This window comes from Klebsiella sp. MPUS7, from assembly GCF_009905335.1.
Taxonomy (GTDB): Bacteria; Pseudomonadota; Gammaproteobacteria; order Enterobacterales; family Enterobacteriaceae; genus Klebsiella; species Klebsiella grimontii.
In genome coordinates this window covers 1,967,685-1,991,979 of record NZ_CP047604.1, presented here as the reverse complement: position 1 = coordinate 1,991,979, position 24,295 = coordinate 1,967,685, and the positions used below count along the sequence as shown (strand labels likewise).

Here is a 24,295-nt window from a genome sequence, read left to right as displayed (position 1 = left end):
TAAACATAGACTAAACCAACCGCCTGTTCTTATTGTCAGATGAGAAGCAAACATGAATTATCGCCGGAGTGTAACAGGTCAGGAATAAACAAATGGAATGGTGGATTAATAAACTACACGAGAACTCGACGTCTACACCTACCCACGCGGTTCTGCAAAGCGGCCAGTTAACGATCATTGCCGAACTCACGCCCTGCGGCCGACGTTTACAGGAAGGCGATAAGCTCACGCCGTTGGCTAACGCGTTGTACTGCATCAACGGCGATAAGTCGATCACGATTAAAGTGCTCAACGCTACGCATTTTAGCGCTGAACGCTGGGGCGCCATCGTGAATATCACCGCGCATTAAGCGACGTACCCTGGCATCAACCGGTTCTAATCTCAGTACTTTCTCAACTCAGCGGGTGAAATTGTCCTACGCCTGGTTCAGCCTGTGACATACTAAGCAAAACGTCAGCAGAGCAGAAACAAGGAGTAAGTCATGAACCAGAAAGCCGCCAGGCTGACCCCAGAACAGGCGCTTACGCAACTCGAAGCGCTCTATGAAAAATCGGTCAATGCGCTGCGTAAAGCCATCGGCGACTATATTCACCATAATATCCTCCCCGAGAATAGCGCCCGTGCGGAAGGGCTGTTCGTTTACCCGCAGCTGTCGGTATCGTGGGACGGAGCGGAACATAAAGCGTTAAAAACCCGGGCCTGGGGTCGTTTTACCCATAGCGGTTGCTATACCACCACTATTACTAACCCTAAACTGTTTCGCGCCTATCTGCTGGAACAGCTCACCATGCTGTATCAGGATTACGATGCCGCGATTACCGTCGGGCTATCGCAGCATGAGATCCCCTATCCGTACGTCATTGATGGCTCAGAGCTTACGCTCGATCGTTCAATGAGCGCCGGCCTGACGCGTTTTTTCCCCACCACCGAGCTGTCGCAAATTGGCGATGAAACCGCCGATGGCCTGTTTCATTCGACGGAATACTATCCGCTTTCGCACTTCGACGCCCGCCGCGTCGATTTCTCGCTGGCGCGCCTGCGTCACTATACCGGCACGCCGGTTGATCATTTCCAGCCGTATATGCTTTTTACCAACTACACCCGCTACGTCGATGAGTTCGTGCGCTGGGGCTGTAGCCAAATTCTCGATCCCGAGAGTCCCTATATCGCCCTCTCCTGCGCGGGCGGGATCTGGATAACGGCGGACACGGAGGCGCCGGAAGAGGCGATTTCCGATCTGGCGTGGAAAAAGCACCAGATGCCCGCCTGGCACCTGATCACCAAAGACGGCCAGGGGATCACGCTGATTAATATTGGCGTCGGTCCGGCGAATGCCAAAAATATCTGCGACCATCTGGCGGTGCTGCGTCCGGACGTCTGGCTGATGATTGGCCACTGCGGCGGCCTGCGTGAAAGCCAGAATATCGGCGACTACGTGCTGGCCCACGCCTATCTGCGCGACGACCATGTGCTGGATGCGGTGCTGCCGCCGGATATCCCGATTCCGAGCATTGCCGAAGTTCAGCGCGCGCTCTACGACGCCACGAAGCAGGTCAGCGGCATGCCCGGTGAAGAAGTGAAACAGCGGCTGCGTACCGGAACGGTGGTCACCACCGACGATCGTAACTGGGAGCTGCGCTACTCGGCCTCGGCGCTGCGTTTTAACCTCAGCCGCGCGGTGGCTATCGATATGGAAAGCGCGACCATTGCCGCCCAGGGCTATCGCTTCCGCGTCCCCTACGGCACCCTGCTGTGCGTCTCCGATAAACCGCTGCACGGCGAAATTAAGCTGCCGGGCCAGGCGAACCGCTTCTATGAAGGAGCTATCTCCGAACATTTGCAGATTGGTATCCGGGCGATTGACCTGTTGCGCGCCGAAGGCGACCACATGCATTCGCGCAAGCTGAGAACCTTCAACGAACCGCCGTTCCGCTAAGCGCGGATATCATACGCGCAGAATAAACTCAGTCCGGGTGGCGTGAAATATTTATGCCCTCCGGACTAAGCGTTAGCGAAGGAGAATCGTTCGGCCAGAGAGCCAATAACCACTCTTCTGCCGTAATACAATAAAGTTTTTATTTTCTTTAATGGTAAAAATTCCTCCGAAAATGGCCATACCGCCTATCCGAGAAATATTATTGCTAAACTGCCGAGATTAAAAAAATAACTGCATCGATTAAAAAAACACACCATTAACATATTAACAACATTTGTCACATGATCATAAAACGTCCCACTGTGGCTTGATTAACACTTGAATGGGGTCTCGTAACCTATTAAATTAATTACATAAATTCACAAGCAACCAAAAAGCGGTACAAGATAGACAGCGCCATTGAGAGATCAAAATAATCAAAGAGTTACCTATGGGCGTTACTCTCCCCCTGGAATCATCCTTTAATAGCGACAGGTTATTTGCAACAAATATCTTGTTACTACATTACCAGAGTTAAATTGCGCATGTCGACGGTAAGCAACCATGGATATGCTTATCTATCGCGATCGGCAATGGACTATTTTCGTAAAAGTAGGGAAGACAGCTTTATGAAATTAACCATAGGGAATATCCGCCTGTTTATTTTATTAGCAACGTTTTTTTTCTGGACAGTCGCGATCGGGCTAATTTCCCTAATTGTATCCTGGTTTTAAAAACCTGATGGTACGCAGGGTATGTTCTTCTGTGCCCCGACGTTGCCGCCATCGTGTCTATGGAATAGAAAGCAAAAAGCCCGCTTAAGTTTCCTTAAGCGGGCTTCTTAAATTTGGCTCCTCTGACTGGACTCGAACCAGTGACATACGGATTAACAGTCCGCCGTTCTACCGACTGAACTACAGAGGAATCGTGTGAACGGGGCGCATATTATCGATGGCGCCCCACCTTGTCAAAGGCTGTTTTCACATTTCAAACCGTTTGCCGAATAATTCTCCACTTTGGGCGAAAAGTCCCGCTTCGCTCTGTGAAATTAGCTCTCTTTGGCCGGCGCACTGGTCTCTTCCCTCTGCGCTTTCGTTCGCGGATACTTCCACAGCCAGCGCCCGCTGACCATTCGGCAGTAAAACAGAACGCCGCGCACCGCCCAGTCAAGCACCATCCCGAGCCAAACGCCGATAACCCCCATCCCCAGTACAATCCCCAGCGTATAGCCCGCCACCACGCGGCAGCCCCACATGCCAAGCATTGAGACCCACATGGTGTAGCGCACGTCACGCGCCCCTTTAAAGGCGCACGGCAGCGTCCAGGCCATTGCCCAGATCGGCATAAAGAAGGCGTTCAGCCACAGCAGCTCTTTTACCACCACTTTGACATCTTCTTCACTGGTATAGAACGAGGCGATCAGACCGGCAAGCGGCGCGGTTCCCCAGGCAATCACCGTCAAAATGATGGTCGACAGCCAGAAGACATGCCACGCCTGACGCTCTGCCTGGCCGATCTGCCCTTTTCCGAGACGTCGGCCGGTGATAATGGTCGATGCTGAACCGAGGGCGTTCCCCGGCAGGTTGATCAGCGCGGCAACCGAGAAGGCGATAAAGTTGCCGGCAATCACGTTAGTGCCCATCCCAGCGACAAACATTTGCGTCAGCAGCTTGCCGCCGTTGAACAAGACCGATTCAATGCTGGCGGGAATACCGATACCCATCACTTCCCAGATAATGGCGAAGTTAAACGGCTTAAAATAGCTCTTCAGCGAAATGCGCAGCGCCGGGTTAAAACCGATCATTAGCACCCAAATCGTGGCCACCGCACCAATGTAGCGGGCAATTGTCAATCCAAGACCGGCGCCGACGAACCCCATACCGGGCCACGAGAAAATGCCGTAAATCAGGATGCTGCTGATGATAATGTTGAGGATATTCATCCCGCCGTTGATCAACAGCGGAATTTTAGTGGTTCCGGCGCCGCGTAGCGCACCGCTGCCGATCAGGGCGATTGCCGCCGCCGGGTAGCTCAATACCGTCAGTTCAAGGTAGGTGAGCGCCAGGCCTTTCACCTCTTCTGTCGCATCGCCGGCGACAAAATTGATAATTTCCGCCCCAAAAGCATGGATAACGGCTGCGAGAATAATCGAAAACAGGGTCATTATCGCCAGCGACTGGCGCGCTGCCGCCCTTGCCCGCCGCCGGTCACGTTTGCCCAGGCTAAACGCCACCACCACGGTCGTACCGAGGTCGATGGCGGCAAAAAAGGACATAATCACCATGTTGAAGCTATCGGCCAGGCCAACGCCCGCCATGGCCTCTTTACCGAGCCAGCTAACCAAAAAAGTACTCAACACGCCCATCAGCAGTACGCAGGCGTTTTCCAGCAAAATCGGGACCGCAAGCGGGCTGATTTCACGCCAGTAAAGGACGCGATAGCTCTTGCGTTTTTTAAACCAGGACGTGCGTTCGACGGACTGGCGTAAGGCGGCGGTGACGTTCAAGGGAGACCTTAGTGAGAAAAGTTGAAACTACATTTCAAATGATGATAGAGAAAAGCTAATCCTGCAAAGCATTTTTCCCGATAAATTGTCGATAATGGCGACAATTTGTTGATGGATGCGCCAGTTGAGCAACGGACGGCGAATAGATGTTTGACAAAAGTTTTTTCGCCGCTAAGATACGACTCCACAACGATTCCTCTGTAGTTCAGTCGGTAGAACGGCGGACTGTTAATCCGTATGTCACTGGTTCGAGTCCAGTCAGAGGAGCCAATTTCCTGTTTGCATGCATCTTTGCGAATCCTTATCTGATATTGATTCAAGAGGTTAGCGTGAAAACTCTTCCCGGTGCATTTTGATTTTACCCTTCGCATCGGGAAAAATTGGTGGTCAAATCTGGGGTCAGGTTAGTTCGATAATGGAGTGACCCCCATATGTCCCTTACCGACGCGAAGATTCGCACTCTCAAAGCCACCGATAAACCCTATAAAGTCTCCGATTCCCACGGTCTGTATCTGCTGGTCAAACCTAGCGGTTCCCGTCACTGGTATCTCAAGTACCGTATTAACGGTAAAGAATCCCGCATTGCACTGGGTGCCTATCCTGCCGTCTCACTGTCTGATGCCCGCCAGCAGCGCGAAGGTATCCGTAAGATGCTGGCGCTGAACATCAACCCGGTAATGCAGCGGGCCGCAGAACGCGGTGCCTGCCCAACTGAGAAGGTGTTTAAAACCGTGGCGCTGGCCTGGCATAAAAGCAATAAAAAATGGTCGCAGAATACCGCTGACCGCCTGCTCGCAAGCCTGAACAATCATGTCTTTCCGGTTATCGGATATCTGTCAGTTACCGAACTTAAACCCCGGCATTTCATTAATTTGCTGAAAGGAATTGAAGAAAAAGGCCTGCTGGAAGTCGCGTCCCGCACGCGGCAGCACGTCAGTAACATCATGCGCCATGCGCTCCACCAGGGATTAATCGATAACAATCCGGCTGCAAACCTTGAAGGCGTGACAACACCTCCTGCCAGACGGCATTACCCCGCCCTACCGCTGGAGCGGCTGCCTGAACTGCTCGAACGCATTGAGGCATATCATCAGGGCCGTGAACTGACGCGGCTGGCCGTCCTGCTGACGCTGCATGTGTTCATCCGCTCCAGTGAACTGCGCTTTGCCCGCTGGTCAGAGATTGATTTCAGAAACCGGGTCTGGACAATACCCGCGACGCGAGAACCCATTCCAGATGTGCGTTATTCCGGGCGTGGTGCCAAAATGCGCACTGCTCATATCGTGCCCCTCTCACAGCAGGCTATAGCTATTCTGAAACGGATTAAGGAAATATCCGGGGTTTATGAACTGGTATTCCCCGGCGACCACAACCCGTACAAGCCGATGTGTGAAAACACGGTCAATAAAGCACTGCGCCTGATGGGATTCGACACGAAAAAAGACATCTGTGGTCATGGCTTTCGGGCGATGGCATGCAGTGCCCTGATGGAGTCTGGTCTATGGTCGCAAGATGCAGTGGAACGCCAGATGAGTCACCAGGAGCGCAACACCGTGCGTCTGGCTTACATTCATAAGGCTGAGCATCTGGAAGCCCGCAAGGCGATGATGCAGTGGTGGTCGGATTATCTTGATATATGCCGGGTCGCATACGTACCTCCTTTTAACACAGGACGGGATAAAAACAACGAAGCGGCATGACCCATAACAAAAAGCTGTATCAGCATACCCTGGTACGGCTTTGTTCATTTCTAATAGCTTGTCAGACCCATCATCCCACCCCGTCGCTGCCTGTAGAAAGCTGTTATACGATAACAACACGCTTGCCCCGTCAGCCCTGGCGTGCCATTTCATTTAAGAGCAAGGATCATCCCTACTGCCCCAGCTACGAGAACGGCATCAATGAGAAGCTCGAACGTGTGCGTCTGGAGTTTCTGGACGAGACGTTTCGCAATCATCGAACCGACGAACAATGCGATGCCGATGGCAAGTCCATGTGTGAGGACAGGCTGTGCGAGTGCGCCCGATATACCGAACGTAGCTAACTTGCCAGCGTAGAGCAGGATTGCGCTTGCCGCCTCTGATCCCAGAAATACGCCGCCACTCATTCCGTAGCCGGTGAATACTGGCACACTGAGCGGCCCTGTAGAGAGCACGAATCCTGTCAGAAACCCGACAATCGCCCCGGCAAAACTCATGTGCCAGAGATTCAAGTGGAGGTTCGATCGTCTGATGAGACGGCGCAGCGGGATCATCGCAAGGAAGAAAGCTGCCAGGAATACCTCCACTGTGCCAGGAGAAATCGTAAGTAACGTGTGCGCCCCGAGAACAGCCGCAGGAACTCCCGCGAACGAATAGGCAAACACCGGTCGCCAACGAATCTCATGCCACCAGACAATCACCCGTCCGATGTTGCCGAAAAGGGAGGCGATCGCCATAACAGGCACTGCAATCCTTGGCCCGTATATGGTGACGAGGACGGGGAGCATGATTAGCGACGAACCAGTGCCGACGACACCGCTGAGCACACCGGCACCGAGGGCCAGGCAGAAGAGAAGTAATAGCGCGATCATCTGCCTGGGATCAACCTGGGCCATCGCTAGCAGCCGCAAGAAGCGGCACCAGGATGTCGCTGACAGGCGTTGGAATGCTGTGAACCCGGCCGCGACGCGCAATGACACCGTTGCGGATATCCCATTCGAGCAGTCGGCCTGCTTCTCGATCCGTAAGGATGGAAGTGCTCATGTCTGCGGGAGCCGCCCGGAACTTGTCGAGGATCTCCTGCGGCACTTCGTCGCCGAGTTCTGCTCCTTCTGCCCGTGCCACGGACAGACATTCCTGTAAATAAGCCAGCGTAAGCCTGGCGATGTCAGCGCGGGCGAACATGCCCGAGCGGCGGTGCGTGAGCGCCATGAGTCCAGCCACCGCGTTCTGCATCAGTTTGCGCCAGGCCAGGGAGCTGAAGTTTGCGGCCAAATCTACGGAGCACCGCGTGCCTTGTAGCGCTTTTGCCACTAAGAAGGAAGCTGACGTGTCTGGAAGGCTCAGGCGCGCGTCGCCACGCAAGCGTACTGAGCCATCTGACTGCGCCTGTGCGGGAAACCACACGACTGCGGGGACGATCTGTCCGGGCAGAGAGTACGTCGCGAGCCTGTCCAGCTGTTCGACCCCGTTCTGAAGCACGCATACAACCGTCTCCGGGCCGGTCAACGCCCTGAGCCATTCTGCTGCCGCGTCGATTTGTGTGGACTTGACTGCCAGAAAGACAAGATCGGCTGTGCGAGTAATTTGCGCCGGATTCGTCTGTACCGGACCGGGTACGGTGATAAAGCGGTCGCCGTCTTGCAGGGTCAGGTGATCGCGGGGAGTACGTCCACACAGCAATGGTGTGCGGCCGACTTCGTGTAACGCCGCCGCGACTGTGGTGCCGATGGCACCCGGACCAACAACAGCGACAACCGTCTTGATTTCAGTGTTCATGATGCGGACTCCTTTTAACAGAATCTACTTACGTGATGGTTGTGCCCTTCGCAAAGGGAATGTAATATATTACACATGAAAAATGAAAATGGTAACAGAGTTTCAGAAAGCGAGCAGCGGTTACAGCAATGGCTTGGCAGCATTCACGCCCGAAGCGGCGACCTCGCTGCAAGTGAGGCTAAAGTTGTCGATCTCCTGCTTGTCGATCCTTTGTTTGTCGGTACAAGCACGACAGCACAGGTTGCCACCCGCGCAGGTGTATCACCGCCGACAGTAATACGCGCTGCACGAGCGATTGGGTTCACCGGGTTCACTGAACTTAAGATAGAGATTGCCCGGGCTCGTGGTACTGCCCGGTTCTTTGCACCGCCTGAAGTTCTCACAGCGGATGCGACGTTGGCATCGGTGCTGGAAACATCAGTTCGTGCTGGTGCAGACGCGCTGACTGCGCTCAGTGGTGCTATTGAAATCTCCGCCCTTGATGAGGCGGTCGATTTAATCCAGAGCGCACGCCAGGTATTTGCATTTGGTGCCGGCCCCTCTGCGACGGTTGCCGCTGATGCTGTATTTCGTCTGCGGACGGCTGGTGTGATAACCATCAGTATCCAGGATTATTTATCAGCGATGATTGCTGCCCGCCTACTCGGTTCAGGCGACGTGATGATCGTCGTCAGCTCGACAGGTCGCACATCATCCACACTCGCCGTTGCTGATGCCGCATCCTCGGCCGGAGCATCGCTTATCGCAATAACTAACCAGTACGATACACCACTGGCGACACTCGCCAACGTTTCGCTCGTGGTTGGCGGAGCGCCATTACCGGCACAGATGGCCGCTGCCGGCAGTAGACTGGCCCAGCTAGTCGTTATTGATACGCTGGTCGCTGCCCTCACTCTGCGGGATAAAGAACAAAGTCGCCGGGCTGAACGAGCGGGTATTGATTTGCCGGATATGTCCTGATGCAGTTCAGCACGGTTGCGATGATTCTTACTGCTTCAGTAGCTCATGCAGTATGGAATATAGCCTCAAAATACAAGAAGGAAGACACACTTTTGTTCGTCTGGGCCTACAGCTGTGCCTCAGCATTGTTGTGGGTTCCGATCAGCCTCATTCTGACAGTTGAGGGACAACAGGAGCTCGACTGGCGACTCGCAGTCGGGGCAGTTATCTCATCTGCGCTTCATATCGCTTATTCTCTAATCTTGCAGGCTGGCTACGAGCGCGCCGAACTTGGTGTTGTTTATCCGATTGCCCGGGGGAGCGGACCGGTTCTGACGATACTGTTTGCAACCCTTCTGATGGGGGAACGGATTTCACCAGGCGCTTTACTCGGCGCTTTTATCGTTATCGCTGGTATTTTCGTTGTCACCGGCAATCCGTTCAGGAGCGGAAGCCGACCACTACAGGGAATGCTTTGGGGGGCAGCGATAGGCACCGCCATCGCTGGCTATACACTCTGGGACGGTTATTCGGTAATCTCTCTGCACCTGGATCCAGTGCGCTACTACGCCAGCACACTCCTGCTACAGAGTCTGATTCTTACCCCTGGTGCGATGCGGCGACGAAATCGCATTCCAACTGCTGTACGTGTGGATATCATCCCAATCCTTATCATTGCTGTATGCTCTCCCCTTGCCTATATCCTTGTACTGACAGCCATGCAGAGCATGCCACTGGCACTCGTCGCTCCTCTCAGGGAAACATCCATTATTGTCGGCTCCCTTCTTTCGTACTGGCTTTTTCGTGAAAATCATCTGGCACGCCGGATTGCCGGTGCAGTGGTGGTGCTGACCGGCATCGCAATAATTAGCCTTTGATCGCTTCGTTGGATGCCAATCGTCGTCTTATTGTCAGCGTGGATCGTTCGTCGAAGTTCAGTTTTCATCACCAGCTTGATCGCAAAGCTATGCCACATAGCACTATTGGCTTTATAATCATTAACGGTAAAAGTGGTATTGAATAGTTATACGCCGATGCAGCACATTCAACATGTAGCCTGATTCTGATGACCACTTTCGTTAGAAATGGCTTACTCCATACCGAGAGTTCGTGATGCTCAAAACAGAAGATCTCAACACCATGATATCAATTGATGAGATTCACTTTGCTGACTGGCAAATCTGGCCACAGCTAAGGATTCTGTTACATCGGGGTAAGCCAGTAAGAATTTCTGCCAGAGCTTTTGATGTTCTGGTTGTTCTGGTGAGTGCTGGAGGTAAAGCGGTAAGTAAAGAATCTTTACTTACTCAAGTGTGGGGAAATGAAATCGTCGAAGAAAATAATCTTCAGGCACAAATTTCTGCTATACGCCGCATACTGGGACATGACCGCCATCTACTGATTACTGAATTTGGTTGTGGTTATCGCTTTAATATCAACAAATTGCCAACTGAACCGCTCTCTAAATCAGAAATACCTGAGCCCGCTGTTACCCCTTTTCTCGCATCGATTCTGGGGCGTGATAACGCTGTGCAGGAATTATGCACCTTATTGGATCAATACCGTCTGGTGACGGTTACAGGCTCAGGGGGCGTGGGTAAGACTCGTTTGGCATGGGAAGTCGTCAGCCTTACACACTCGCATTTTCCTGATGGAATATGTGTGGCTGAACTGGCGCATATCACCGAAGCATCCAGCTTGCTATCTGTTATTTCACAAGCGCTCCATCTTCCATTAGCTGCCATTCATAATGATGCCGATTTACGGCAACAGCTTGCACGGCGTCGATGTTTACTGCTGATTGATAACTGTGAACATGTAATTAGTGAACTGGAACCAGTGATTACGTTGCTCCTGCGCCTGGCTCCCCATATAAAACTGTTGTTGACCAGCCAGGTAGCGTTACAGGTTGCCGGCGAGCAACAATATCTACTACCGCCATTACAAGTTCCTGAGAGCGAAGAGGCTGATACCCACGAGTTACTGACTTTTGACAGTGTCCGCCTCTTTATCGAACGTGGGCAGGCCAACCGACATAATTTCCATCCATCAGCCAGCGAACTGTCGTTGATTGGCGAGTTATGCCGTCATCTTGACGGTCTGCCGTTGGCGATTGAACTTGCGGCCTCCCGTCTGCCAGTCATGAGTGTCAAAGAGATCTATAGCCGACTGGAAGACCGTTTCCAGCTATTGAGCAATACGCACAGCTCTCTGGTGCCCAGACATCAGAAAATACTGACCACGCTGGAGTGGACTTATCAGTTACTCAACACTCGTGAACAAAGATTATTTTGCTCTCTGGGGATCTATACCGATATGTTCAGTGTGAAATCAGTAAGTGACCTTCTGCTGATTAAAGACAAGCATCGCTGGCAGGTTGTTGACGATCTGCAAAGATTGCTGTCTTTATCCCTGATTCAGGTCAGTACTCAGGTACCAGAGACCCGTTTCCGCCTGCTGGAAACCATGCGCCAGTTCGCATGCGATAAACTCAGGCAACAGGGTGAATATACTGTTCTTGAAGCCCGTTTTACCGGTTATTATAAAGTTCTGGTAGAAGAGGCCCAAGGTGATTGGTTTATGCTGCCAACGGGACAGTGGCGTGAACGTTATAGCCATATGCTTAATGATTTGCGGAGCATATTACAGCAAACGTTGGCTGAAGGGGCCGCTCCCTCTAAGGGGCTTGAGATCTTACAAGCGATGACCCCTTTTTGGATTGAATATTCACTCTACGATGAATGTCAGCGCCATATCTATCCTTTGCTTTATGAAAATACTTCTCGGGTAGTATTAACGCTACGCCAGAGAATGAATCTCAGCGCTGTAGCAGGTAAGGCGTCAACCTGGGCAAAAGGCCCTACGCCTGAAACACATTCAGCCTGGAAAACCGCGCTTGCACTTGCAGAAAAGCTCGACGACAAAGAAATACGTTTACAGGCTCATTACGGATTATGGTTGTATTATCTGCGTACTGGCGAGTTGGATAAAGCGCTTGAGCATGCGCAATCTATGTGCGAGCTGGCACGGTCCATTAGTGACGAGGAGGCGATGGCAACCGGGCTGCGTATTCTCGGTGTATCCCTGCATTTTTTGGGGCGTCATTATGTCGGGCGTGATTATCTCCAGCAATCTCTTGACTGGTATGAACATGGCGAATTAAGTCACTCTTTCCGTTTTGGTCTTGATCAAGAGAGCGCCGGTCAGGCCTTTCTGTCTCGTTTACTCTGGTTACAGGGTGAGTATAAGGCCGCGAAACAGATGGCATGGCGCGGTGTTAAAAAAGCCGCTCGTTTGCAGCATGTCTGTTCTCTTTGCTGTGCACTGGCTGAAGGCGCTTGTATGACAGCAGCACTGGATCGTAATCCGCGTTGGGTTATAAAGGCCGCAAACTGGCTTATTCATCTGGCAAAAAGGCATGATTTATATTTCTGGAAGACATACGGCGAGCTGTTTCTTGTTTGGGCCAAACAGTTCAGTCATACCGATGTTAGTCAAACCACACTGTTTAGCTCGTTGCGGGCGATGGGATTAGATTGGCAATATTCCCCCTTGTTGTCAGAAATTGATACCGGGTTATCGCTGAGAGCCACCCGCCAGGATCATGAAAACTGGTGCACGCCTGAGCTGATGCGTCTTTCTGCCACTCAATTACCTCCTCAGAAGCAACGCCTGCTGTTGGAGAAGGCCCTGGACAAAGCGCGTCAGCAACAGGCTCATGGCTGGGCCCTCCGTATTGCTTATTCATTGGCGACATTGCAGGCTGAAGCCGGGGAAAAATGGGCTGCTAAACAATTGATACAGGACGCTTTACATGATGTTGATGACTCAGACAATGCGACGGATGTAAGAAGTGCTATTGCGCTATGTGCCCGAATAGGGGCCTGAATATTTACGTTTTACGGCTATCAACATCCCCATGATCACGAGTCCGCCCCCTGCTGAAGAAATCAGCGCCCAGCTATGAGTTGTCTCCCATAACCAGGTGGCAGTCAGTGAGCCACATGCTCCGCCAATAAACATAACGCACATAAATAATGTATTAAGACGGTTTCTGGCATCCGGACGCAAAGAATAAATCGTGTGCTGATTAGCTATCAGTACACATTGCTCACCCGCATCCAGTAGTAGAATGCCCACCACCATACCCACAATACTGTTCCATCTCCAAAAAACAGTCCAGGCTAGCAGCATGAGTATCACACCAAAAACAACCATTCGGAATGGTCCCTGACGATCGCTGAAACTTCCCGCCAGAGGCGCACACAGAATACCGATTAACCCCAAAGCAGCTAGGGCGCCGGTTATCCCTGCACCGTAATCGTAGCGATGAGCTAACCAGAAAGGGAGCACGGTCCACAGCACGCTGAAGGAGGCAAACAGCATTGCTTGTGTAAGAGTTGCACCACGCACCTGCGGCTCGTTTTTCCACAGCAGTCCTAATGAACGTAATACCGCCAGATAGTTAAACTTTGGCGTTGACAACGACTGAGTAGGCAAAATGCGTAAGATGAAAAATATAGCCAGCAATGTCATGATCGCGCCGGATAAAAAGACGCCACGCCAGCCGAAATACTGACCAATAAGGCCTCCGATAGCCCGGCCAGCAAGGATACCTGCCAGGACACCGCTCATCACCGTACCAACGGTTTTACCTCGTGCAGAAGTTCTTGAGAGCGAGGCGGCAAGCGGCACTATCTGTTGAGCTACTGTTGCAGCCATCCCGGTAAGGAAGGAGAAGAACACCAACACTGTCGCCGTTGGGGATAACATCATGCCGATCATTGCCAGGAAAAGCACCTGCGCTTGACGCAGGATAAGCCGCTGACGTTCAATATAATCGCCAAGGGGGATCAGAAAGAATAAGCCCACCGCATAGCCTACCTGGGTGACCATGGGGATCAAAGAAACAGCTCCCCATTCATTGGGAAAGGATCCGGCAATTAAATTCAGGACAGATTGATTAAAATAAATATTAGCCACAACAATACAACAAATAATCCCCAGCATAAGAATCCTGGTAGAAGAAAGCTCGTGATTGTCCGAACGCATTGACCACTCCTGGCACTAAACTCAATATTGTCTGGAGTATAAGCAAAGGCGACACCCAACTCTTTGACCGCTTTTTTCAGACATCTGAATTCTGATGCACAAGCTCCTGAAAAAGAGATTTGTTACTAATACTGCTCATGTTATTGACTGTGCTTAACTTGAGGAGCAACAAATGGATTTAAAACTGACTGGAAAAGTGGCTCTGGTAACTGGAGCCCATACCGGAATTGGTTTCAGCATTTGTGAAGAATTGGCCGTGAATGGTGTGCATTTAGTCATGGTGGCCAGACGAGAACCTGAGCTGATTCTTGCTGCGAAAAAAATTTCAGAGAAATACGGTGTTTCGGTGCTGCCTATTGCCGGGGATGTGACTGATCCCAAACTACCTTCTTTAGTGGTTGAACAAGCGGAAAAAGTTTTTCAGCGTATTGATTTACTGGTGAACAATGCCGGAAGAGCCCATGCGGGCACGCTGTTAACCACTTCGGAAGAAGACTGGCAGATAATGACTGAGACCAAATTCTCCGCCATGCGACGTTTTTGTAAGGTAATCATCCCCGGGATGCAGAGACGAAACTGGGGGCGTATTGTCAATATCTCATCCATTGGCGGTATCTACCCTAATCCGCAACTTACCGTCTCACACGCACTGAGCGCCGCTATCAACAACCTGACCCGTAGTTTAGCACTTAGCGTGGCTCCGGATGGCATTCTGGTCAATGCGATCGGAGTGGGTGCTGTCGCGACGGATAACTGGGCGCAGAACATGCTACCGAATGTTCGCAATCGTCGTCCTGAACTGGCTGACAGAACAGACGAAGAGGTAATGGCATTACTGGGTAAAGAGAAAACGCCTGTGGGCCGCTTTGGACTTCCTGAAGATATTGCTGCAATTGCTACGTTCCTACTTTCTGGGAGGAATCAGTTTGTTACTGGACAGACAATTGAAGCATCAGGCGGAGCAGACAGATTTATGTAATGTCTTCCATTCAACTTAAATAATGTTTGAGAATTGAATTAGTTTAACCTGATATTTGTTCTTCTTTTCAATCACTGCGAAATATGAGGCCGGATATGGGGGACTGAAACGCTAAGAAGCCCCCATATCAATATAATCCAAATATTATAACGTAATAGATCCCGCACCATGAAATTAATTTCACTGGAAAATTCATGGTATTTTTTTTAAAAAACAGAAATAGAGGAAAACCACTATGTCAAAAAAACAAACACTATCAAATACAAACTATAGTTCGCCTGACTGGCTGACTATCCGTGAAGCAGTCGAAGTGATAAATAAAAAAGGACTGAAAATTAAAAAAAAGTGACATTTACAGGCATGCATTACATGGCAGCATTCATCTCTCTATTTACTTTCAGTCGCCAATTACATTACGAAAAATACAGAGATCGAGCTACAAAGTAAGGCTCAGACCATGTGATATGTCATCAATAAATCGTTTATGCCTTCTTGACAAAAAAGCGTTTATTGAAGGACATAATTTTATTGTTAGCACTACTGGCAAATATATCATTCCCACAGAGAGAGTGATTGACACTCTATTGATTGGATATGAATATGTTCTAGTGCAAAAATTACTTTCCCAATCTCTTAAAATACCATTACCTGTAACAGGAGCTATTGATTTTAATCATGGCATAACAGTTAGCTTACAAGGAGAACCATTTCAACTATTCGATAAAATGACATGGGAAGAAAGAATAACACAAAAAATTATGCAACTCCCTAAAAACATTTCACCATATGTACATAAAGAGATATTCTCAAAGAGGATAAATAATTACCTGGGGAAAGAGTATTTCCCGGCTCATATTTTACCTCGGGATGCCTGGTTTGTTATTCGACATGCTGAACTTGATAAAGTCATTGACATCATAACCAATAGCAGAGTGCCCTCATTATCTGCAACGCGAATATCAACACCACTATCTCGTTTTTTCTGGCTGGCCTGTAAAAACAATGAAGTCATCCGTCCATTAATTAGTAAACCGTACAAACTACTATCTATTTTCGAACAATGGGCATCTGACGAAGGCATTACCGACAGGCTCAGTGGTGATACGTTAAAAACTGCACTCGTACGCGGTTCCCCCACATCAATGTCGGATTGACGCAAGTGAATTTTACCAAACCCAAATGTCCGTATTAAGGACTCTAAAATCAGTAATACGGACATAATTAGTTTTTTTGACTCTTTTTTCCTTGTCACCTCAAGGGACATTGTATTTCTGTACTACTGGTATCAATACATATCATCAATTATCAAGCATTAGAAAAGTAAAAGCAAAACAGTACTTAAATGCTCGCAACCACGCATATACATTAAAGCCACTCCTTATTAAAGGAGGGTTTAGTCGAATTGCATAGGTTCGATCGAATCCAAAATGCACGAAATAGATTAACCTTAATTTATCCAATCATTAAATACATACATGGGCTCGTAATTATATTCCAATTAATGAATACGAATTTACTTACCAATACATTACACATGCAAAAACACGAAAGCATACATTGCACAGGAAGACTTAGATTCTTTTCAATGAAATAAATGAGTGATTTCATTTCGTTCAATAAATCTATAACTGAGGTACTAAGACCATGATTACCAGATGAACCCCGTCCATAATCCAGATAGTTACTAAAGATTTAAAAGCTCACCTTATGATACGAGTAATTACCTTACTCCAAAGAAGACTTGCTTTTAATATTTACGGCATTTTTTCTATACCGGTGTGGTGGGACATTATATCTTTTTCGAAATGCCCTGGTTAATGATTGCTGAGAGTCAAAGCCAAATCGCATCGCGATGTTTATCAAAGATTCATTTGTTGTGATAACAGCTTCTAAAATAAGACATAATTTTTTCTCTCTGATAAAACCTCCTAGACTCTGCCCTGTTTCAGAAAAAAACAATCTCTGCAAATGCCATTTTGAATATCCGGACTTGATAGCCACATCATCAATTTTTAGTGGCATCTCTATATTTTTGTTTATCCAAACAATTAAGTCATTTACAAAATCTTTCCTGTTTTTCATAACCGAAACCTCAGAATTACTCTAACAGAAACACATTCTCATCAGGCATATAGATCAAGAGCTGACAATCCCTAAGTTCTGCATAAATCCTCAATAGAGACCATACTTTTTATTATGGTGTGATGGATATACTCGCAGACAGTCCAGCCACCAATTCAATTCCCTCCGGCAATCTGTCAATATGAATCCGAACCGGGATACGCTGCGCGAGCCGCACCCAGCTAAAGGTTGGCTCGACATTAGGCAGGCCAAGCCCCCCGGTCTCGTCATTGTTATCATCTATTCCGCGTCCGATGCTCTCAACATGACCCGTGATCACCGGCTTAAATCCCATCAGCGTAATGTGTGCAGTATTTCCCGTGCGGATATGTTGCAACTTAGTCTCTTCAAAATAGCCAACCACCCAAAAACTATGGGCATCAATGATGGAAACTTTAGTTTCTCCCGCTGTGGCATAGTCACCAGGGCGAAGCCGCAAATGTGTGACATAGCCCGTAACCGGAGACCGAACAATAGCATGCGATAAGTTAAGCTCTGCAAGGTCCAGCGCAGCCAGTGCACCGTGGTAATTAGCCGCAGCGACGCTGGCTGCGCTGGCTGTTTGTTGTAAATCCTCGCTGGAAATTACCCCTTTAATCTGAGAGCGTCGTCTCGCCGCATCCTGGCGCATCAGCATTTCATGACGTTTCGCCTCAACATCAGCCTGTGCGCTGACCACGGCCAACCTCAACCAGTGCGGGTCAATGGAATAGAGCACATCGCCCCGATTAACCCACTGATTATCGCGGACGGCCACATTCAGCACCGGTCCGGAGACATCCGGCGCAATCTGTACCACATCCGCACGAACTCGACCATCGCGGGTCCAGGGGGTTTGCGCATAATGTTTCCAGAGAATAAAAGCCAAAAGCGTAGCCACCGCCACAGCGCTGAGCGTCAGCACGTAGCGGCCCAGTAGAGAAAGTAACGATTTCATTTAAAAAACCCCAGTTCGGTCAGCCCCTGCAGCAGCAGGTAAAAAGTAATAATGAAGACGGAAAAATCGATCATCGGTCTAAAGGGCAAGCGGCGGTAACCCTTGCTGAATGACAAGATATGTACGATAAATAGCGTACATGTCAGTGCAATGAGGGCAATTACCAACAGACCGGGTACAAAAACGCCCTCAATATTGAAATCATTGATCATTAGCAGGCTCCATTTTCTGAACGCTTAATGCGCAGTAAAGATCAACCAGTTGATCGACATAATGTCGCGATAGTTCATCTGTTACGCTCAAGCTGCGCTCAGTCAGAATGGCGATCCGTTGAAGTAAGGTGTCAATATCTGTCGAGTGTGTAAGAAGGGTGAGTACTTCTTTTATTTCTTTGTTCGCATGCGCATCACATCGGCGTAATCGCATTACACACAGCCCTATACGCAGGGCGTACAACAAATGATGTGCCCGTTCCGGTGACTGTCCGCTGCGCTGCAAACGCGGCAGTATCAACGCAGCCCGATCGATCATCAGGTTGATCCAGAGAGTTTCATCAGTATTCAGCACACCTTTCACGCTGCGGTTAATATCGCGCTGACATAATTGAAGCAGGCGATTTATTGCCGCATCTGCCTGTACAGTTTGCAGAAAGCCCATGCTGAATACCGCAAAGCCAGTTGCAGAAAATAGTGCGATTGCGGTATTCACCGCCACGGCAAAATCCCCGCTGTAGTGGGCACCCAGCTCGCACAAAATAGGCAGCGTCAGTGTGATCCCCATCGCCATAAACGTGGTAGGCGGTCTGGCCTGGAGCGATCCAGCCAGCAGATAGATCGGAGCTAAAACCGTTACCAGCACGATAAAATCACTGACTTGTGGTAGTAGAACGAAACTGTAGATCAGGCTTATCACAACGCCCCAGAAGGAGCCGATAATGTATTTCACAATATGCGGGGCAGGCGTATCGAAGCCGCCAAACAGTGTGCAACAAACGCCAAGGATAGAAACCGCCGTACCGCCATCAGGCCATGCCGAGAAAATCCACACCATGCAGCCGCTCAGAATGATGGTGAAAGCGCCCAGAGCGGTGCGGGCAGCAGTGAGAGAATCGCGGTGGAATACATACCCTCTCACGGTATTCTTTTCCGATTGCGCAGGCGTCTGCTTCGCGTGATGAATGGCGTCCGAAAGACGATAGCACTGCTGCACAAGGACAATGGCCTCTAACAGGTAGCGCATAAAACTTACACGCAGCGCTTCTTCAAGCGTCAGCTCATACACTGAATAGCGCTGCAGTAATTTTTCACTGCTTTTTTTGAGCGCTTCACCCTCGCTTTTGAATTTTCCTTCATCTTTGCAGGCCAACCAGACCTCAACATCACCCAGCAGAATTTGCACATCGACAGGTATCGTCGCTATCAGCGCTAAACGGTCGCGTAACTCACAGTTAACAATGACTAATCGCGCAAGCCTGTCATGAAGCCTTTTTCTCGCTTGCCGGACCGGTACAGAGAACGCAAAATCATAAGGGACATGATGGCTGATACCCTGCAGGAACTGTAATGCCAGTGCCATATGCAGCGGCCCGGAAGCAGCGTCGGGTTTGCCTGCTAAAGTCTCTGCGATACGCTGTCGCGCCGCGAGTAGCGTCTGCGACAATTTACTGTTGAACTGGCCTGAGATGCGCGCGGGCAATACATAGCGATGAATAAGTGCCGCGCAGAAGATACCGATCATGATTTCCTGTATCCGAGTGATAGCGATGTCAAAAATCGCGCCAGGATCGGATACCGCAGGGAAGCCAATCAGACTCGCAGTGTAACCAGCCAGGACAAAACCATAGGCCCGGGGCGTGCGTTCCAGCAAGGATAAATAGAGGCAGAAGGTAATCCAGCCTGTCAATATCACGCTGCAAAATACGGAGGAATTCGCGAACGTAGGTACAATTAATACCGTTATGCCCGCGCCGACTACCGTTCCCACCAGACGATACAGACTTCTGCTCAGCGATGCTCCGACGGAGGTTTGGGAAACAATATACACGGTGATAATTGCCCAGGAAGGCCGCTCCAGGCCAATTGACAGTGCAATGTAGTATGCGAGCATCGCTGCGGCAAAACTCTTCGCGGAATAGAGCAGAGCGTTCGCATCATTCAGTAGTGAAGGAGAAGCCATACCGCGAAGACGTTGGCATATCGTGTGTAAAAAATGAAAGTAACTCGCGTTAATTTTTTTCATGCCGGAAATTATTACCGGCTTGCATATCCACTTAAATACTCTATTCTGTCAAAAAACACCTAAATGTTGCCAATCTATGTTACCCCCACTCGCCAATACGCTGTTTGATCCGGATGCCACCCCCTGTCCCGCAGTCGCGCGTCATCTGGATTTTGTCGATTACGCGGCCGAAGTGCCTGTGCATACGCACCGCAAAGGGCAATTGATTATTGCCCTCTATGGGGCGGTCATTTGTCGCGCCGAAAATGATATCTGGATCGTGCCGCCTGATTGTGCCGTCTGGATCCCTGGGGGAGTGCCGCACAGCGCCAAAGCTACCTGGAATGCGCATCTCAACTATCTGTTTATCGAACCCGGAGCCGCCGCGTTGCCGGAGCGATGCTGTACTCTGGCAATTTCCAGTCTGATTAAAGAACTTGTTGCCCGTTTAACCCGCGAGGGCGTCGGATACCCACCAGAAAGCCATCTCGCCAGACTGACCAGAGTAACACTTGATGAATTAGCCACCATGCCTCAGCAGAAACTGAGCCTCCCTGTGTCGTCGCATCCTAAAATCCGCGCCATGGCCGATGCTCTGGTCAGTCAACCTGATGACCGAAGCACATTCAAAACATGGGCAAAAAGACTGGCGCTTAGCGAGCGTTCTCTCGCGCGTTTAATGCTGCGCGAAACCGGGTTGACGTTCGGACGCTGGCGTCAGCAACTGCAACTGATAATTGCTCTCCGGGAACTGGCTAGCGGCGTTTCGGTTCAGAATGTTGCAGCTAATCTGGGGTATGAATCGGTTAATGCGTTTATCACCATGTTCAAAAAAACAATGGGAAGTACACCCGCGCACTATTTTGCCGAACGGAAAACAAGCGCACACTTAACCGATATTTAGCGACATCAGGTTATCCAAAAAACCATAGGTGAGTCATAGAGCTGCCATATCCGTCTCCCTGTGCGGGGGATCACACTACAGAATCTTTACGGCATGGAACCTCCAGCCAAGACTATATTGCCTCAGCCGCCTTAACGATAACAAGAATCAAAGGACTTTATTATATCTGTTGGATCGGTCTATACATGATCGGGAAGCACAATCAATTCAGCATTGTGTTAAGGAAGTAGTTGAGCATATATGTTTCGACCACACAGAACACTTCTATGGCGATGCTTCATAGCGCATTACCGCCAGAGTGGTAACGCCCCCCCTGACTGAAATTCACAATGAATGTATTTAACCGCATCTTTTTATTGTCCTCATTATCACGCTAAGTCATGACACCATTGCACCAGCGAAACGCTGAAAACTACACAGCAGCACAACTATCCTTCTCCACATCCTTATACAACTAATAACTTATTATTTATTCACTACAAAACCGTACTAAGGATCTTCCCATCAGTAATAAGGTGCTATCGGCTTTTCCTAAGCTTACTGCTGTGTTCTTTTATTTTCTCTGGACATGCACCAGTCATTCCACAATAGGAGAATACAATGACATCACATCAGTTATTACGTTTAAAACAGGTCGAAGAAAAAACCGGTTTGAAACGCTCTCAAATTTACCTGTATATGAAAAATGGAACCTTTCCACGTTCAATAAAAATTGGCCCGGCCAGTGTGGCCTGGCTCGAATCGGAAATTGATGAATGGATCAGCCTTAAATTGGCCGGACGTTCAAACAGTTAAAAATGTCCGTTTATTTGCTCAACTTTTCCATATAGATTGAGGAGATAACAGAATGATTCCATTAATTAATTACACCATCTTAACTGATGCGTTGCACGCTCTGAAAGTTGGGGATATTCGTCACTGCGAGTCCCTCGGATTCACTTTCGACGAAATGAATGCTCTTAATCAGTTATCACTCGATGAACTGTTTGCTGTCAGCCGGGCGACGGCTCCCTTTGTTTCGGTCAGTGTCCGCCATGATGTCCTGCATCATTTACTGGCGCAGGCCCGACAGGAATACCGACAACAGCAGCAGATTAACCGGGCTATCCGGCTGGGCGGTTCTATCGCGTTGCTCAACCACTACTTTGGCTTGACGTCTAATGATGTCTGCCTTCGCCGACGGCTGCTTGGTGTCAGCGTGCCATATGGACGTACACCTGAGCCGGATGAAGAGACAGATGCCGAGATCTGGCGGCAATGGCAGAAGTGCCGGGTGGAAAGCCTTGAATCCCCCGACGCGCTGATGGCCATGATGCAGGTTACTGAACTCCTGCTACCAAGTTCCCTGGGACTATCACTCACCATGGTATGGAGACGTATCACGCTTTGTGAAAAGGAAGTTGCCGCTAACAGGAGGGCACCACATGCCGGATGAGATCGATCGCGATCAGGAATTTAATGAGCAGCGCCTGGAGGAGATGATTGAACAGAGTCGTTTTAAGCCGGGGTCGACACCATCATTATTTCACTGTCGTGTATGTGGTAAACCCATTCCAGAAAAGCGACGGCAAGCACTGCCGGGTGTAACCACCTGTACGGAATGTCAGGAAAAACTTGAACGTAGTAGCCGCTGACAGGATAAAAAGGACGTGTAGAGATGTTATATCTCTGCATGTCTTTATTATTCACGGTGAATGTTAATACCACTCTCTCGTGTTTTTTAAATCCTCATTATTCTCACTGCATCTTAAATACTCCACTATTTTTCTCTCTTCTTTTTGTTTTGAGTTTCTCATTTATATCCCTCACCAGATATTCGAATCTGAGAACGCCATTACAGCATTAGTCGCCCCTATGGACATTAATTCGTCCTGACAGGGTATTGCTCTTTAACAAAATGGATCGGGCTGTCACGTAACCACAATTCAGGGTGCCGCTGAATGTTCTCGCTGACCCGTTAAAACCGGAATGCAGAACCGGGATGTGACTGGTTTATTTCATTTACTGTTTTTGATCAAAGGAAATTCCATGAGAAAACCCGTTTATCACGTGTTTGTCACCCAGGAAAGTCAGCCCGATGCTCAGGGTGACAAAAACACGTACTGGACAAAGGTTGGTGTGGCCTTCGCGCACAACGGCAAACCCGGTCTGAATATCGTGCTGATACCTGGTATTGCGGTTTCCGGCAGGCTGGTACTGCTCGAACCGAGAGAAGAAAGCGACATTTCACAGGATGCCGCTGCCACTTAATCCATTTTCTCTTCTTCTCACCCGGCGGCGTACTTTTCTGTAAGCCGCCGGTCTCTCTGTTGCGAGGCCAGCATGCTTTCCACCACTGCCTTTCTGGCACTGGCGGTGCAGTGCGCCGCCAGTATTCACCCGTCCACGTCACTTGATGTCGCACGGGTCGAATCCGGCTTCCACCCCTACGCCATTGCTGAAATCCTGCCAGACAGCCGGGGCGTGATTTCACATTTCCCCTCGAGCCTGCCGGAGGCGATCCTCCTTACCAGACAGCTGGCTGCACAGGGCCGACGCTATTCGGTCGGCCTGATGCAAATCACCAGCATCAATTTCCGCCATTACGGCGTCACGGCCAGCGACCTGCTTAACCCTTGCATCAATCTGTCGGTATTTGAGCGCATTCTCGCCGACTGTTACCGGCGCGGCGGAACACTGAAACGGGCGCTCAGTTGTTACTACTCCGGCAACTTTGAAACCGGCCAGCGGCCGGAATCCGCCTTTAACCAGACCAGCTACGTGCAGCGCATTGGCTATGTCGTCCCGTCCACGCGGAAAGACCGGCAGCGTGCCCCTGACCGGAACGCACAGCCGTCTGTCCGTTATCCCGCCGTTGTGCTGCGCGGCGAGCCTGCCGGTGCCACTGCGCCGATCATGACTTCCCTGCATTATCCCGGTTCCGTCATTCGCGGCGCTATCCCTGTTATCCCTGATGAGGAGAAATGATCATGCGTAAACGCCGTTACTCCGCTGTTGTTTCCGTGCTGCTGTCTTCCCCGGTGCTGGCGGCGGACAGTGGTTTTAACAAGGCCAATGAAACACTGAGCAATACCTCGACCGGCCTGCTGGGACTGGCCGCCGTCACCATCACGCTGGCGACCATGTGGGTGGGCTACAAGGTGCTGTTCGACGGCAAGAGCCTGCACGACATGCGTAACGTCATCATCGGCGCGATCCTGATTGTCGGTGCATCCGGCTTCGGTGCCTACTGGGCGTCATAAGGG

General features: G+C 50.0%; 23 protein-coding genes, 2 tRNA genes and 1 pseudogene. 16 read left to right on the top strand and 10 right to left on the bottom strand.

Annotated elements, in window-relative coordinates:
* Positions 1-92 precede the first annotated feature (92 nt).
* Positions 93-350 (top strand): histidine kinase, encoded by a 258-nt coding sequence (locus GUC22_RS09350; RefSeq protein WP_098140871.1) that lies wholly within the window; start codon positions 93-95, stop codon positions 348-350.
* A gap of 132 nt (positions 351-482) precedes the next feature.
* The gene (locus tag GUC22_RS09345; protein ID WP_024359975.1) at positions 483-1,937 is read left to right on the top strand and encodes an AMP nucleosidase; all 1,455 of its coding nucleotides are present in this window, start codon (positions 483-485) and stop codon (positions 1,935-1,937) included.
* An 827-nt stretch (positions 1,938-2,764) separates the two neighbouring features.
* Here the strand turns inward: GUC22_RS09345 and GUC22_RS09340 are convergent.
* The 3 genes from GUC22_RS09340 to GUC22_RS27600 form a co-directional block, all read right to left on the bottom strand.
* Positions 2,765-2,840 (bottom strand) — tRNA-Asn (locus GUC22_RS09340).
* Positions 2,841-2,964: 124 nt separating this feature from the next.
* Positions 2,965-4,422: an EmmdR/YeeO family multidrug/toxin efflux MATE transporter gene (locus GUC22_RS09335; RefSeq protein WP_004136541.1), complete on the bottom strand. Its 1,458-nt coding sequence runs from the start codon at positions 4,420-4,422 to the stop codon at positions 2,965-2,967.
* Between the two features lie 8 nt (positions 4,423-4,430).
* Positions 4,431-4,610 (bottom strand): DUF5951 family protein, encoded by a 180-nt coding sequence (locus tag GUC22_RS27600; protein ID WP_219192691.1) that lies wholly within the window; start codon positions 4,608-4,610, stop codon positions 4,431-4,433.
* A 6-nt stretch (positions 4,611-4,616) separates the two neighbouring features.
* Between GUC22_RS27600 and GUC22_RS09330 the strand changes: the two genes are divergently transcribed.
* Positions 4,617-4,692 (top strand) — tRNA-Asn (locus GUC22_RS09330).
* Positions 4,693-4,853: 161 nt separating this feature from the next.
* On the top strand, positions 4,854-6,122 hold the full coding sequence (locus GUC22_RS09325; protein WP_047739401.1) for a tyrosine-type recombinase/integrase: 1,269 nt from the start codon (positions 4,854-4,856) through the stop codon (positions 6,120-6,122).
* A 149-nt stretch (positions 6,123-6,271) separates the two neighbouring features.
* On the opposite strand, the gene GUC22_RS09320 is transcribed toward GUC22_RS09325, so the two are convergent.
* Together GUC22_RS09320 and GUC22_RS09315 are read right to left on the bottom strand one after the other, a co-directional pair.
* Entirely contained in the window at positions 6,272-7,018 is a 747-nt protein-coding gene (locus GUC22_RS09320; RefSeq protein WP_197769051.1) for a sulfite exporter TauE/SafE family protein, read from the bottom strand.
* Positions 7,005-7,901, bottom strand: a complete 897-nt coding sequence (locus GUC22_RS09315; protein ID WP_049082437.1) for an oxidoreductase — start codon at positions 7,899-7,901, stop codon at positions 7,005-7,007. Before GUC22_RS09315 ends, GUC22_RS09320 begins: the two co-directional genes overlap by 14 nt.
* A 75-nt stretch (positions 7,902-7,976) precedes the next feature.
* Between GUC22_RS09315 and GUC22_RS09310 the strand changes: the two genes are divergently transcribed.
* The 3 genes from GUC22_RS09310 to GUC22_RS09300 all read left to right on the top strand — a co-directional run bounded on the left by GUC22_RS09310 (position 7,977) and on the right by GUC22_RS09300 (position 12,728).
* Positions 7,977-8,861, top strand: coding sequence for a MurR/RpiR family transcriptional regulator (locus tag GUC22_RS09310; RefSeq protein WP_047740691.1), 885 nt, complete (start codon positions 7,977-7,979; stop codon positions 8,859-8,861).
* Positions 8,861-9,718 (top strand): DMT family transporter, encoded by an 858-nt coding sequence (locus GUC22_RS09305; RefSeq protein WP_049082435.1) that lies wholly within the window; start codon positions 8,861-8,863, stop codon positions 9,716-9,718. The genes GUC22_RS09310 and GUC22_RS09305 overlap by 1 nt, the downstream gene beginning before the upstream one ends.
* Positions 9,719-9,953: 235 nt before the next feature.
* Positions 9,954-12,728, top strand: coding sequence for a winged helix-turn-helix domain-containing protein (locus GUC22_RS09300; protein ID WP_102649748.1), 2,775 nt, complete (start codon positions 9,954-9,956; stop codon positions 12,726-12,728).
* Here GUC22_RS09300 and GUC22_RS09295 read toward each other — a convergent pair.
* On the bottom strand, positions 12,705-13,892 hold the full coding sequence (locus tag GUC22_RS09295; protein WP_049082432.1) for an MFS transporter: 1,188 nt from the start codon (positions 13,890-13,892) through the stop codon (positions 12,705-12,707). The two genes, GUC22_RS09300 and GUC22_RS09295, sit on opposite strands and share 24 nt — an antisense overlap.
* Before the next feature lie 172 nt (positions 13,893-14,064).
* On the opposite strand from GUC22_RS09295, the gene GUC22_RS09290 reads away from it, so the two are divergent.
* On the top strand, positions 14,065-14,871 hold the full coding sequence (locus tag GUC22_RS09290) for an SDR family NAD(P)-dependent oxidoreductase (protein WP_016530710.1): 807 nt from the start codon (positions 14,065-14,067) through the stop codon (positions 14,869-14,871).
* Positions 14,872-15,106: 235 nt separating this feature from the next.
* A pseudogene (locus tag GUC22_RS09285) lies at positions 15,107-16,025 on the top strand (hypothetical protein).
* Between the two features lie 571 nt (positions 16,026-16,596).
* Here the strand turns inward: GUC22_RS09285 and GUC22_RS09280 are convergent.
* From GUC22_RS09280 to GUC22_RS09265, 4 genes are all read right to left on the bottom strand, one after another.
* Complete coding sequence (locus GUC22_RS09280) at positions 16,597-16,953, bottom strand: helix-turn-helix domain-containing protein (protein ID WP_049082431.1); 357 nt, start codon at positions 16,951-16,953, stop codon at positions 16,597-16,599.
* A gap of 112 nt (positions 16,954-17,065) precedes the next feature.
* Entirely contained in the window at positions 17,066-17,929 is an 864-nt protein-coding gene (locus GUC22_RS09275; RefSeq protein ID WP_032754812.1) for an HlyD family secretion protein, read from the bottom strand.
* Positions 17,926-18,141, bottom strand: a complete 216-nt coding sequence (locus GUC22_RS09270) for a DUF1656 domain-containing protein (RefSeq protein ID WP_032754814.1) — start codon at positions 18,139-18,141, stop codon at positions 17,926-17,928. The genes GUC22_RS09275 and GUC22_RS09270 overlap by 4 nt, the downstream gene beginning before the upstream one ends.
* Entirely contained in the window at positions 18,131-20,167 is a 2,037-nt protein-coding gene (locus GUC22_RS09265; RefSeq protein ID WP_032754817.1) for an FUSC family protein, read from the bottom strand. Before GUC22_RS09265 ends, GUC22_RS09270 begins: the two co-directional genes overlap by 11 nt.
* A gap of 76 nt (positions 20,168-20,243) precedes the next feature.
* Here GUC22_RS09265 and GUC22_RS09260 point away from each other — a divergent pair, with 76 nt between their 5' ends.
* From GUC22_RS09260 to GUC22_RS09230, 7 genes are all read left to right on the top strand, one after another.
* Positions 20,244-21,050, top strand: coding sequence for an AraC family transcriptional regulator (locus tag GUC22_RS09260; protein ID WP_032754820.1), 807 nt, complete (start codon positions 20,244-20,246; stop codon positions 21,048-21,050).
* Between the two features lie 600 nt (positions 21,051-21,650).
* Positions 21,651-21,845 carry an AlpA family transcriptional regulator gene (locus tag GUC22_RS09255; protein ID WP_032754823.1) on the top strand — a complete coding sequence of 65 codons (195 nt, stop codon included), beginning with the start codon at positions 21,651-21,653 and terminating at the stop codon, positions 21,843-21,845.
* A 52-nt stretch (positions 21,846-21,897) separates the two neighbouring features.
* Positions 21,898-22,485 carry a DUF2857 domain-containing protein gene (locus GUC22_RS09250; RefSeq protein WP_032754824.1) on the top strand — a complete coding sequence of 196 codons (588 nt, stop codon included), beginning with the start codon at positions 21,898-21,900 and terminating at the stop codon, positions 22,483-22,485.
* Positions 22,475-22,684 (top strand): TraR/DksA family transcriptional regulator, encoded by a 210-nt coding sequence (locus tag GUC22_RS09245; protein ID WP_022065314.1) that lies wholly within the window; start codon positions 22,475-22,477, stop codon positions 22,682-22,684. The genes GUC22_RS09250 and GUC22_RS09245 overlap by 11 nt, the downstream gene beginning before the upstream one ends.
* Positions 22,685-23,078: 394 nt before the next feature.
* Positions 23,079-23,300, top strand: a complete 222-nt coding sequence (locus tag GUC22_RS09240) for a hypothetical protein (protein ID WP_032754827.1) — start codon at positions 23,079-23,081, stop codon at positions 23,298-23,300.
* 72 nt (positions 23,301-23,372) lie between these two features.
* A complete protein-coding gene (locus GUC22_RS09235; RefSeq protein WP_131929648.1) occupies positions 23,373-24,017 on the top strand; it encodes a lytic transglycosylase domain-containing protein in 645 nt (214 codons plus the stop codon).
* Positions 24,014-24,292 carry a TrbC/VirB2 family protein gene (locus GUC22_RS09230; protein ID WP_032754832.1) on the top strand — a complete coding sequence of 93 codons (279 nt, stop codon included), beginning with the start codon at positions 24,014-24,016 and terminating at the stop codon, positions 24,290-24,292. The genes GUC22_RS09235 and GUC22_RS09230 overlap by 4 nt, the downstream gene beginning before the upstream one ends.
* The last annotated feature ends 3 nt before the right edge of the window (positions 24,293-24,295 follow it).